The sequence below is a fragment of the Castellaniella sp. WN genome, assembly GCF_054457555.1.
Genome location: NZ_JBTKZC010000001.1, coordinates 1 through 12,106 on the forward strand (window position 1 = coordinate 1; position 12,106 = coordinate 12,106).

At 64.8% G+C, this 12,106-nt stretch carries 11 protein-coding genes; 4 read left to right on the forward strand and 7 right to left on the reverse strand.

Translation table 11 applies throughout. The features are described 5' to 3' along the window. Positions 1-142: 142 nt before the first annotated feature. The 3 genes from ACTPOE_RS00005 (at position 143) to ssb (ending at position 2,655) form a co-directional block, all read left to right on the forward strand. Complete coding sequence (locus ACTPOE_RS00005; protein ID WP_458869989.1) at positions 143-673, forward strand: JAB domain-containing protein; 531 nt, start codon at positions 143-145, stop codon at positions 671-673. A 645-nt stretch (positions 674-1,318) separates the two neighbouring features. Further along, entirely contained in the window at positions 1,319-2,125 is an 807-nt protein-coding gene (locus tag ACTPOE_RS00010) for a DUF3560 domain-containing protein (RefSeq protein ID WP_458869991.1), read from the forward strand. Positions 2,126-2,196: 71 nt separating this feature from the next. Next, positions 2,197-2,655, forward strand: a complete 459-nt coding sequence (gene ssb / locus ACTPOE_RS00015; RefSeq protein ID WP_458869993.1) for a single-stranded DNA-binding protein — start codon at positions 2,197-2,199, stop codon at positions 2,653-2,655. A gap of 82 nt (positions 2,656-2,737) precedes the next feature. Here ssb and ACTPOE_RS00020 read toward each other — a convergent pair whose 3' ends face one another. From ACTPOE_RS00020 to ACTPOE_RS00030, 3 genes are all read right to left on the reverse strand, one after another. Beyond that, positions 2,738-3,385, reverse strand: a complete 648-nt coding sequence (locus tag ACTPOE_RS00020) for an amino acid ABC transporter permease (RefSeq protein WP_458869995.1) — start codon at positions 3,383-3,385, stop codon at positions 2,738-2,740. Between the two features lie 231 nt (positions 3,386-3,616). Beyond that, positions 3,617-4,803 (reverse strand): IS3 family transposase gene (locus ACTPOE_RS00025; protein ID WP_458869997.1). Its coding sequence is split into 2 segments (ribosomal slippage): positions 3,617-4,539 and positions 4,539-4,803, totalling 1,188 coding nucleotides; the frame shifts between segments, so codons are not numbered across the junction. 60 nt (positions 4,804-4,863) lie between these two features. Continuing rightward, positions 4,864-5,781, reverse strand: a complete 918-nt coding sequence (locus ACTPOE_RS00030; protein ID WP_458869999.1) for a LacI family DNA-binding transcriptional regulator — start codon at positions 5,779-5,781, stop codon at positions 4,864-4,866. Between the two features lie 289 nt (positions 5,782-6,070). Here ACTPOE_RS00030 and ACTPOE_RS00035 point away from each other — a divergent pair, with 289 nt between their 5' ends. Then, positions 6,071-8,728, forward strand: a complete 2,658-nt coding sequence (locus ACTPOE_RS00035) for an EAL domain-containing protein (protein WP_458870001.1) — start codon at positions 6,071-6,073, stop codon at positions 8,726-8,728. Between the two features lie 22 nt (positions 8,729-8,750). Here ACTPOE_RS00035 and ACTPOE_RS00040 read toward each other — a convergent pair whose 3' ends face one another. The 4 genes from ACTPOE_RS00040 to ACTPOE_RS00055 form a co-directional block, all read right to left on the reverse strand. Further along, the gene (locus ACTPOE_RS00040; protein WP_458870003.1) at positions 8,751-9,317 is read right to left on the reverse strand and encodes an NADPH-dependent FMN reductase; all 567 of its coding nucleotides are present in this window, start codon (positions 9,315-9,317) and stop codon (positions 8,751-8,753) included. Between the two features lie 35 nt (positions 9,318-9,352). Beyond that, positions 9,353-10,234: a pirin family protein gene (locus tag ACTPOE_RS00045; protein WP_458870005.1), complete on the reverse strand. Its 882-nt coding sequence runs from the start codon at positions 10,232-10,234 to the stop codon at positions 9,353-9,355. A 62-nt stretch (positions 10,235-10,296) separates the two neighbouring features. After that, positions 10,297-11,592 (reverse strand): TRAP transporter large permease, encoded by a 1,296-nt coding sequence (locus ACTPOE_RS00050; protein ID WP_458870007.1) that lies wholly within the window; start codon positions 11,590-11,592, stop codon positions 10,297-10,299. Further along, a complete protein-coding gene (locus tag ACTPOE_RS00055) occupies positions 11,585-12,091 on the reverse strand; it encodes a TRAP transporter small permease (protein WP_458870009.1) in 507 nt (168 codons plus the stop codon). Before ACTPOE_RS00055 ends, ACTPOE_RS00050 begins: the two co-directional genes overlap by 8 nt. Between the last annotated feature and the right edge of the window lie 15 nt (positions 12,092-12,106).

Consider the following 12,106-nt stretch of genomic DNA (forward strand, 5'->3'; position numbering starts at 1 on the left):
TGATCCAGCGCGGCAAGGCGACGAACTCACGGCAACGGTGGCACTCCGGGCCAGACGTAGGTCTGCGGACACCGCAAAACCTACAGAAGGCTCGGAATCTTCGGCCCCGGTAGCCGATCAACCCCGAAAGGAGAAAGCACCCATGAACACGAACAGCACCGCCGCGCTGAGCTATGACAACATGAACGACGCACACCCCTTGTATGTGCGCAGCCCCAGCGGGCGCTACAAGCCCGCCACCGATAGCCAGATTCTGGCGGCAGGCCGCGAAGCCGCCGTCAGCCTGATTTCCATGGAGAACGCCATGGGCAATCCCCAGCGGGTGAGGTCATTTTTTCAGTCCAAGCTGGCCGGGCTGGGGCATGAGTGCGCGGCGTTTCTGTATCTGGATTCGCAGCTGCGGCCCATCCGCTACATCGAACAGAGCATGGGGACGCTGAGCCACGCCAGCATCTACCCGCGCGAGATCGTGAAGACGTCGCTGCGGTTAAACGCCGCTGCGCTATTTATGGCCCATAACCATCCGTCCGGCCTGGCCGAACCCAGCCCCGCGGATCTGAGCCTGACGCGGCAGCTGAAGCAGGCACTGGCTTTGATTGATGTGAGGATTCTGGATCACGTCATCGTCAGCGCTACGCAGACCACATCACTGGCGGAACGCGGGCAGCTGTAGGGCTGTGGGGCAGGGTGGGGATCCGCCCTGCCCTGGCCGCCTGGCTGGGCAGTAGGCAGATGGCATGATCGCTTGATCATGAGGGCAAAGGCAGTCAGCCGGCCCCTGCCGTGCGCCTGGGGTCGCCCGCCAGGGGCCGGGGAAACAGCGCAATCCCAAGAACGACAAGGCCGACTGGGTCAGGGTGCCCCGGTCGGCCTTGTCATCTGGTGCCGGTGGCAAGGGTCACTGCCTGGATGCGGGCCATGGCCCAGTCAGAGCCCCGAGGGTACGGGGCTAGGGGCGCTTGCCGCGCGGCTGCCGTGTGGGGTCATCGCCTGGATCGGGCCGTGATCCCGTCTTCCGTAAGTTCCGCCGCCTGAAACGCCGACGTGTACCACTTTCGCTTCTCTCTGCAAGGGGTGCGCTTGCGCCAGGTACTCACCCGGTCCCTGCGCCTGGGGCTTCGGGCTGCGGCTTGCGTGCCTGCCCCTTTCCGTTCGGCGCTGCGTGGTCCAGATCGGCACGGCGACGGAACTCACGGAAGACGGCGGCAAGACCGGAAAACCAGCGTAGACCCCACACGGCGGATATACGTTCCGGCTCAAGAATCTTCGGATCCGGTCAGCTGAGAAGCAGTTCAACCCTTGTTTTGGAGATCAGATCATGAACACCTATGAAGCCAAGCAGGCAGCCCGCAAGGCCCGGTACGAAGCCCGTGCAGGGCAGGCGCATGCACAATCCGATGCGGTCGCGTCCCAAGCCAGCCGCATGGCCGATGCCATCCCCATGGGTCAGCCCATCCTGGTGGGGCACCATTCAGAAAGATCCGACCGCCGGTACCGGGAACAAATCAGCCGAGGCTTTGAAAAATCCTTCGAGCTGCAGAAGAAGGCCGAGCACTACGCCGATAAGGCCGCATCTGTGGGCAAGGGCGGGATTTCCAGCGACGACCCGGCCGCTATCGAGAAACTGCAGGCCAAACTGGCCAGCCTGCAGGCGATTCAGGAAACGATGAAGGCGATCAACGCCATTTTGCGCCGCCATGCCAAGGCTGGGGCTGATGTGCAGGTGGCCGCCTTGGTGGCATCCGGCCTGACCTATGCGGAACGCGCCCGCGAACTCGTGACCCCGGACTACATGAACCGCATCGGCTTTGCCCCGTTCCAGCTGCAGAACAGCAACGCCAATATCCACCGCATCATGGCCCGCATCAAGGAATTGCAGCGTGCCGCCGAGCGCACCGAGACCGAGCAGGCAGGGGACGGCTACACCTACCGCGAAGATCCGCAGGAAAACCGCGCCATGTTCCTTTTTGAGGGCAAACCGGCCAAGGATACCCGCGACGTGCTGAAACGCTGCGGCTTTCGCTGGAGCCCCACGCGCAGCGCCTGGGTGCGCCAACTGACCGGCAACGCCCAATGGGCCGCCAAGGACGTGATCCGCCACCTGGACGCATTGAATCAGGCCTGACCGACTTATCTGCCCTGGGCCGGATTCCGGCCTGGGGCATCACCCCAGACTTTCATCATTGGAGCATCACCATGGCATCACTGAACCGCGCGACCCTCATCGGCAACCTGGGCAAGGATCCGGAAATCCGCTACACCCCCGACGGCGCTGCCGTCTGCAATGTGTCGATTGCCACGACCAGCACCTGGCGCGACAAGACCAGCGGCGAACGCCGCGAAGAAACCGAATGGCACCGCGTGGTGTTTTACGGTCGCCTGGCGGAGATCGCAGGCGAATACCTGAAGAAGGGCCGCACCGTGTTTGTGGAAGGGCGCCTGAAGACCCGCAAATGGCAGGATAAGGAGAGCGGAGCCGATCGCTACAGCACCGAGATCATCGTCGACCAGATGCAGATGCTGGGTGGGCGGGATGACGGCCAGGCGGGAGAGGCGAAGGCGGCAGCTGTTGCAGGAGGAGGTAGGGCGAAGGGGCGTAATGGGCAGACGGCAGCTGCAGCCCCGACGGCTGGATCCGCCGCGTTGGAGGAGTGAACGATGGACGAGAGACTGATGCCGATCGTATACATTGCTCCTCGGCCGAAGGCGGGCAGGATGCCGACGATCAAGTCGAATTTCATGCTTTCACCTTCCATCGGGCTTCAAGATAGCGCCCGAAGATCTGGACGATCGAAATCAGGACCAAGTACAAAATGGCCACGGTGATGAAGACCTCCAGGGGGCGGTAGTTGGAGGCGACGATCTGGCGCCCGACTCGCAGGAGGTCTGTGACGGTAATGACCGATACGATGGCCGAGGCTTTGATGATGTCGGCTGTTTCGGAGACGAGCTGAGGCACGGTGAGGCGCAGTACTTGCGGTATCTGGATGTGCCACAACGTTTTCCAGCGCGGGATGCCGACGCTATCGGCCGCTTCGACCTGCCCCTTGGGGATGCCCTGGAATCCCGCCCGTAGAATTTCGGCTTGGTAGGCGCCTGAATTCAGACCCAGCGCGATCACGGCGGCCACATAGGGATTGAGTTCGACGCCTAGGGCGATGGGTATGTAGAACAGCATCAGGAGCTGGACCAGTAGCGGGGTGCCCCGGAAGAATCCGAGATAGATGTTGGTGAATGCGACGGCTCCGCGCGCGCCTGTATCGCGGAGGCTGTGGAGGGCGACCCCGGCCAGGAATCCGAGCAGAATCGCCCCCATGCATATGATCAGCGTGACGCTGGCGCCGGCCAGCATCGGCCCGATATAGTCGTCCAGCCTTGAGAGCATGGTTCCTCCAGTTTTCCTGCTTAATGGATTTCGATCGGCTCGGGCACGTGGGTCGGCACAGGCATTTCGAATCCGAACCACTTCATTTGCAGTTCTTTCATCTTGCCGCTGGTATTGGCGAGGGCGATTCGCTCGTTGAAGAAGGCGACCAGCGATTCGCTGTCCGCATCTTTACGGCCGACCCACGAAAAATGATATTGCCCCCGTTTTTCGTAGTCCTTAGTTCGGGGTTCAGGCAGCGATTTTATAGTGATTCGCGTGCCAGATTTTTTCGTATTCCATTGGACTGGTGTAGCCCAGTGCCGAATGCAGTCGCCGGTGGTTGTAGAACGTAATCCAGTCCATCACGGCAACTCTGGCTGCGCGGTGGGAAGCAAACTTTCGGCCATCAAAGCAAGCGGCCTTCAAACGCGCCCAGAGGCTCTCTGTTGGCGCATTATCCCAACAGTCTCCCTTCCTGCTCATCGACGGATGGATCTTCCAGGTGCGCAGCGCCTGCTGGAAGTCATGGCTGCAATACTGGGCGCCCCTGTCGCTGTGGAAGATCAGTCCCGGTGCCGGTCGGCGGCGCAAATAGGCCATCTCCAGGGCATCCTTGACCAAGCTGGTCTGCATGTGCGGCTTCAGGCTCCAGCCAACGATCTTACGGCTGAACAGGTCGATCACGGCCGCCAAGTACAACCACCCTTGGTCCGTACGCAAATACGTGATGTCGCCGCACCAGATCCGGTCCGGTTGCGGCGGATTGAATTGCCGCTTCACCAGATTTGGGGCTACTGGCAAGGCATGCCTGCTGTCGGTCGTCACAACATATTTGCGTTTGACGCGAGCGCGTATTCCGTGGGCTTTCATCAGCAACCGAACCCGCTCCTTTCCTACCTTCAGCCCACGTCGCCGAAGCTCCCGATAGATCCTCGGCCAGCCGTACTCTGCCTTCACCTCACGGTGGATGACGCAAATGTGAGCCAGTACCCGTTCATCGGGCAAGCGAGTACCTGCCGAGACACGTCCAGAACGCTGCCAGCCGTAGTAGCCGCTTTCGCTGACACACAACACCCTGCACATCGCACGAATCGGCCAGCGACCTTTCATTTTTTGAATCCAGGCGTACTTTGCAGCGTGTCCAGCGCAAAGTACGCCGCGGCTTTTTTTGCAATGTCACGCTCCATCCGAAGCTGGGCATTCTCAGCTTTCAGACGGGCAATCTCCATCTGTTCCACCGAGACTGGCGCTGTCGCTTTCGTGGGCCCTGGGCCTAGATCCCCGAGCTCGTGTTGACGTACCCAGTTGCCTAAACTTGCCTTCGGAATCCCCAGCGAATCGGCCACGGCACGGATTGACGATCCCGCCAGCACCTGACGCACACTCTCTTGCTTGAACTCCTGCGTGTACTTCGCACGCCTTCTCAAATCTGTCATTTCTTACTCCTTGAGTTCCAATTTAACTGGAACTAAGGACTTCGTCATTCAGGGGCAAGCTCACATTTCCCGCATGGGCGAACGCACGGAACTCAGGCTGATGGGCAGTTCGGCGGCGAGCGGGGTATCGTTGAATCCGACCACGGCGATGTCTTTTCCAGCGCGTATGCCGTGGTCGCGTAGCGCACCCATCAGGCCGATGGCAAGAAAGTCGTTCACCGCGAAGATGGCCGTCGGTTTACGCGGGGAGGTCAACAGCGCATCCCCGGCCCGGCGCCCGCTTTGGGTGTCGAAGTGGCCATGGATGATCCATCGGGCGGGTACTGAAACTCCATGGGCGGCGCAGCAGGCGAGGAAACCGGCCGTGCGGTCGACACCGGTTGAGGCAAAGAGTTCGCCAGCCAGGACGGCGATATCTCGGTGGCCCTGGTCGAGTAGATGCTTGGCTGCGATCCAGCCCCCTTTGTGGTCGTCGCATGTGACCGAACAGTGTCCGGGCGCACGCCGGCTCACCAGTACCAGGGGGATGCCGCGCGCCGCGAGCTCATCGATGAACATCCGGGTATCGGTGCGGGCATCGCCGATGATCAGGCCTTCGACATTGCGGTCCAGGGCTGTTTCGCCCAGTTGCGTCTGGCGTTGCGGATCGTCGAGTGTGCTGCTCACGAAGGTGAAGTAGCGATGGCGCATGGCTGCCTCGTCGATTCCTTCGTAGATGGTGGCGACAACCAGGTCGGACAGCCGCGGCAAGAGCACGCCGATAGTCCGTGTCTTGCGGGTCCTCAGGCCGATTGCTTGAGGGTTGGGACGGTAATTCAGACGCTGCGCGAGTTCGCGGATGCGTTGAATCATGTCGGGCGAGGCGGCTTCGCGGGCTTCGGCCGGGGTGCCGTTCAGTACACGCGATACCGTCGAGACGTGTACGTCGAGCGCGGTTGCCAAGGATCGGAGCGTTACGCGTTGTCGAGGTGTTGTCATTTGCCAGCTTGAGAGTGCCGATCGGGCCATATCCGACCATGGAGTACGACCATGATCTTACCCTGGCCCGGAAGGGGCCTTCGATCTCTTTTTCCCTGTCGAACGTCGCCGCCCGTCATATGCTGCATGTTTCGCCGCCGAGGGGAGCGCGGCGATCCCCGTGCCCGCCGGATCGTTCGATGCACAGGCGCGCCGGGGCCGCGCCTTCCTGCGCTATAGTGGCGCTTTGCAGGCGTGGATGCCGCCCTCGCGATGGCGGGCCTGCCACCCCCGGAAGCGCGACAGCCTTATGTTCATCGAACTCGTCAAAGGAGTTTCCCTGCTGCTGGCGCTGTGCTTCCTCAACGGCGTGAACGTCCGGCTGTGGCGCTCGCGGCCGCTGGCGGGGCAGGTGTTCTCCGGCGTCATCTTCGGCGGCATCTGCGTCGTCGGCATGCTGACGCCCCTGGCGCTGGAGCCGGGCGTCATCTTCGATGCGCGTTCGGTGGTGCTCAGCATGGCGGGCCTGTTCGGCGGCCCGCTGGTGGCCGGTGTCGCTGCCGCCATGGCCGCCGCGGCGCGGCTGTCGCTGGCGGGCGAGGGCGCGGCCGTCGGTTTGCTGGTGATCCTGCTGTGCGCCGCATCGGGCCTGCTCTACCGCCGGGCACGGGCGCGCGGGTGGCTGGACGTGGATCCGGTCTCGCTGGCCTGCTTCGGGCTGCTCGTGCATGCGGCGGTGCTGGGCCTGTTCCAGTTCTTGCCCGCCGACGTGGCGCGGCATTTCAACACGCTGGTCGCTCAGTCATTCCTGATCACGTTCATCCTTGCCACGGTGGTGCTCGGCCTGTTGCTGCGGGACATGGAGGACCGGTTGTCCACCGAGCGCGCCCTGGCGGACACGGCGGCCCGGCTGCGCGCCATTTCGCAGGCCATTCCCGATGTGTTGCTGGTGCTCGACAGCGAGGGGCGCTACGTGGAGGTGCTTTCCCGCGACGAAGGTCCGCTGGTCGCCCGCGCATCGGAACTGGTCGGCCGGCGGTTGCACGAGGTGCTGCCCGCCGCGCAGGCCGACGACTTCATGGGCCTGATTCGCGACACGCTGCGGTCGGGTCGCACGCAAAGCATCGAATACGAGATGCGGACGCGGTCGGGCCAGTGCCATTTCGAGGGGCGCGTCCAGGCGCTCGGCGTCCTGGTGAACGGCCGGCCGGCCGTGGTCTTTCTCGCCCGCGACATCACCGAACGCAAGCGGGCCGAGGGCGCACTGCGCGAATCGGAGCTGCGTTTCCGCTCGGTGCTGCTCAACATCCCCTCGATCGCGGTGCTGGGCTATCGGGCCGGCGGCGTCCTGAGCTACTGGAACCGGGCGGCGGAGCGGCTCTACGGCTATACGGCCGAAGAGGCCATGGGCAGGCGGCTGCCGGACCTGGTCGAACCGTCCGCCATGCGCGGCCGGATGCGCGAGGACATCGACCGCATGTTCGCCACCGGCAAGGTGGTCGCGGCGCGCGAGACGCGGCTGCGGCGCAAGGACGGCTCCCCGGTGGATGTGTTTTCCAGCCACGCGTTCGTCGAACTGCCCGGCCAGCCGCCGGAGATGTTCTGCTTCGACGTCGACATCTCGGACCGCAAGGCCGCCGAGGAGGAAGCGCGCCATCTGGCATCCTACGATGCGCTGACCCAACTGCCCAACCGGCTGCTGCTGGTGGATCGCCTGCAGCGGGCGCTGGTCGGCGGAGCGCGGTCGGGCCTGATCACGGCGGTGTTCTTCCTGGATCTGGATGATTTCAAGACTCTGAACGATACTCGGGGTCACGAGGTGGGCGACCAGTTGTTGCGGCAGGTGGCCGACCGCCTGCGCGACAGCGTGCGCGAACAGGACACCGTTGCCCGCCTGAGCGGGGACGCTTTCGTGGTGGTGGCGCCGGACTTGAGCGCCGACGCGCCGGAGGCGGCCGGCCAGGCGCGCGCGCTGGGCGAACTGCTCCTGGCCCGCCTGCGCGAACCGTGCGATCTGGCCGGGTACGAATATCATTTTTCGGCCAGCATCGGGGTGGCGCTGCTCGGTCGTTTCGCGGAATCGGTGGACGAAGCGCTCAAGCAGGCGGACATGGCGATGTATCGCGCCAAGGACGCCGGGCGCGATACGCTGCGCTTCTTCGATCCGGACATGCAGCAGGCCGTGACACGTCGCGCGACACTGGAGACCGAACTGCGCAACGGGCTGCGCCAGGGGCAGTTCCTGCTGCTCTACCAGCCCCAGGTGGATGGCGAAGGGCACGTGACGGGCGCCGAGGCGCTGGTGCGCTGGCGGCATCCCGCGAATGGAATGGTGCAGCCGTCCGAATTCATCCCTCTGGCGGAGGAATCGGGACTGATCCTGCCGCTGGGCCATTGGGTCATGGAAACGGCCCTGCGCCAGCAGGCCCGCTGGCGGGGGGACCCGGTGTTCGGTCGCCTGGACCTGGCCGTCAATGTCAGCCCGCGCCAGTTCCGGCAGGATGATTTCGTGGAGCAGGTGCTTGCGCTGCTGCGCGACACCGGTGCGGATCCCGCGCGGATCAAGCTCGAACTGACCGAGAGCCTGCTGCTGCATAGCGTGGATAGCGCCATCGAGACCATGCGCGCGCTCCGGGCGCATGGGTTGGGCTTTTCCCTGGATGATTTCGGCACGGGCTATTCTTCGCTGAACTATCTCAAGCGTCTGCCGCTTTCCCAGATCAAGATCGACCAGAGTTTCGTGTGCGGCGTGCTGCGGGATCCCAGCGATGCCGCCATCGCGCGTTCCATCATCGCATTGGCCGACAGCCTGGGCCTGGATGTGCTGGCCGAGGGTGTGGAAACCGAGGCGCACCGCCGCTTCCTGATCGAGCATGGCTGCCAGGCATTCCAGGGATTCCTCTTCGGGCGCCCGATGGCGCTGGACGTGTTCGAGCGGCAGGTCCGCGCGGGCGTGGCGGCTCGCTGAACTCCGCCGGTTCCTGGTGGAATCAGGTGCGCAGCGTCTTCAGCGCCGTCGCCCAGCGCAGCAGTTCATCCAGCAGCGAGGTGGCCGAAGCGTCGATCAACTCGTTGGAGGCGAATTCGCCGTTGTCCTGGATGTGCTTGGCCACCATGGGGATGGCGACGCCCTCGACCATGGGCATCATCTTCAGTGTGGTGACCTGCGGCTTGGCCGACTGGACCGCGCGCAGGCCGCCCGAGACTCCGCCGTAGCCGACGAAGCCGCAGGGCTTGTAGTTCCATTCCTTGTAGACGAAGTCCAGCGCGTTCACCAGGGAGGGCGGCGCGCTGTAGTTGTATTCGGGCGTGACGAAGACATAGGCGTCCGCGCGAGCCACGCTGGCGCCCCAGCGCTTGGTGTGGTCGTGCGCGTATTGCTGCATGCGGGGGTGCACCGGCTCGTCATAGAGGGGCAGGTGGAAGTCGGCCAGGTCCACCAGTTCGGCGTCGAACTGGCCGTGGCCGCGGGCGAATTCGTGAAACCAGCGCGCGACGGAGGGGCCGACGCGACCCGGGCGGGTGCTGCAGATGATGACTTGAAGCTTGAGCGGCATCGTGTGTTTCCTTGTGTTTTGGGGGAGGGTGATCGTCAGCCCGCGCCCTCGGGGAGCGGGATGAATTCCTGGTCGTCGCCGACTGGCAGGGCCATGCGCTGGGCGCGCCAGTCCTCGCGGGCCTGTTCGATCCGGTCCCGGGAGGAGGAGACGAAGTTCCAGTGGATGAACCGTTCGCCGACGGGCTCGCCGCCCAGCAGCATGACGGTGGCGGGCCCGCGGGCCTGGATTTGCGCGGCGCGGCCCGGTTCCAGGATCAGCATCCGCCCTTCGGGCAGCGGATGGCCGTCCAGTTCGATTTCCCCCCGGGCGACGTAGACGGCGCGTTCGGCATGGTCCGTGCCCAGGGATCGGCGCGCGCCGTCGGTCATCTCCCAGTGCAGGTAGAACAGAGGGGAGTGCGTGCCGACACGGGCGGCGGCCCCGTCGATGGCGCCGGCGATCAGGCGGCCGGCGACGCCGTCCTCGTTGAATTCGGGCAGTTCGTCGGCGCCCTGATGGTGGTGGAATTCAGGCGCCGTTTCCTCGTGCTCGCGCGGCAGGGCGACCCAGGCCTGGATGCCGTGCATGGTGGCGCCATGGGCGCGGGCGTATTCCAGCCGCTCGCTATGGGTGATGCCGCTGCCGGCGGTCATCCAGTTGACCTCGCCGGGGCGGATTTCCTGGTTCGATCCCAGGCTGTCGCGGTGGGTGATGGCGCCGCTGTACAGGTAGGTGACGGTGGACAGGCCGATGTGCGGGTGCGGCCGGACGTCCAGTTCGCGCGGGGCGCCGCGCGCCACGTCCAGCGGTCCCAGGTGGTCGAAGAAGATGAAGGGCCCCACCATGCGGCGCTTGCGGTAGGGCAGGACACGGCCGACGATGAAGCCCCCGCCCAGGTCGTGCGGGCGGCGGTCGATCAGCAGGGTAGCGGTCATGGTGTTCCTCGCGTGAGCCGATGGGAGGACGGCCCCGCGACTACGATACTACAGCCCCCGTGCTACATGTGTCCGGGCAGCCAGGTGGCCAGCCCCGGGAAATACCACAGGATCATCAGCAGCAGCGCCATCAGGCCGAAATAGGGCGCGCAGACTCGGGCCAGGTAGGTGATCTCCTTGCCGGTCATGCTCTGCAGCACGAACAGGTTGAAGCCCACCGGCGGCGTGATCTGGGCGGTTTCCACGGTGATGACCAGGAAGATGCCGAACCAGATCGGGTCGATGCCGGCCGCCTGGATGATGGGCAGCACCACGCCCATGGTGAGGACGATGGTGGAGATGCCGTCAAGGAAGCAGCCCAGTACAACGTAGAACAGGGCGAGCGTGACGATCAGCATGCCGGGCGACAGATTCAGGCCGCCGACGAATTCAGCCAGTTGGCGGGGCAGGCCGATGTAGCCCATGGACAGGGTCATGAAGGCCGCGCCCGCCAGGATCAGGGCGATCATGCAGTACAGGCGTGTGGCCCCCAGCAGGGAATCGCGGAATGATTTCCAGGTCAGGGTCTTCTGCCAGGCCGACAGCAGGAAGGCGCCGATGACACCGATGGCGGCCGATTCGGTGGCCGTGGCCACGCCGCTGTAGATGCTGGCGACCACGCCCAGGATCAGCAGGACCACCGGGATCAGCTGGCGCGATTCGCGCAGTTTTTCGGCGAAGGGCAGCCCGCCCGCCGATTCCGGCACGCGCTCGGGGTGCAGCAGCGCCCAGCCGGCGATCCAGCCGCTGAAGAGCAGGGCGAGCAGCAGTCCGGGGATCACCCCGGCGATGAAGAGCTTGGCGATCGAGGTTTCCGCCGCGACGCCGTAGACGATCAGGATGATGGACGGCGGGATCAGCAGCCCCAGGGTGGCGGGACCGCCCAGCGAGCCGATGATCTGCGCGTCGGGGTAGCCGCGCCGCCGCAGTTCGGGCAGGTTCATGCGGCCGACTGTGACGCAGGTGGCGGCCGAGGATCCACACACCGAGGCGAAGATCGTGCAGCCCAGCACGTTGGTGTGCAGCAGGCGCCCGGGCAGGCGGTTGACCCAGGGAGCCAGGCCGCGGAACAGGTTTTCCGACAGGTTGGTGCGGTAGAGGATCTCGCCCATCCAGATGAACAGGGGCAGGGCGGTCAGGGTCCAGCTGCTGGAACTGCCCCAGATGGTCATGGCCATGGCGTCGCCCGCCGCGCGGCTGGAGAAGAATTCCATGCCGAACCAGGCGACGCCGGCCAGGGTCAGGCCGACCCAGACGCCGCCGCCCAGCAGCGCGAAGAGGACGACGATCAGGGCGATGCTGGCCGAGATCTCATTCATGGTGGAGCTCCTCGGTGGCGGCGGACGGGCGTCTGCCCAGCAGTTCCAGGCAGAACTCGTCCAGGAAAGCGATGAAGAAGACCAGGGTGCCGACGGCCATGGGGATCTGGGGGATCCACATCGGCGTGGCGTCGATGCCGGTGGAGATGTCCTGGAAGGACCAGGATTGCCAGACCAGGCGCGCCGAGTACAGGGCCAGGAAGCCCGACAGCGCGACGGCGATGAGCAGGGCGATGATTTCGAGCGCCCGGCGCCCCCTGCCGCGCAGCATGCCCAGGATCAGGGTGACGCGGATGTGCTCGCCGTGTTTCAGCGTGCTGGCCAGGGCCAGGAAGCCTGCGCCGGCCATGGCGTAGCCCGTGTAGGCGTCGGCGCCGCCGACCGGGAAGCCCAGCAGGCGGCCCAGGATCATCAGCGACACCATCAGCAGGACGCCGATCATGCCCAGGCCGGCCAGCCAGGCGCTGGCGGTATAGAGTCCATCGAGAAATCGGCGCATGGCGCGTTCCTAGCG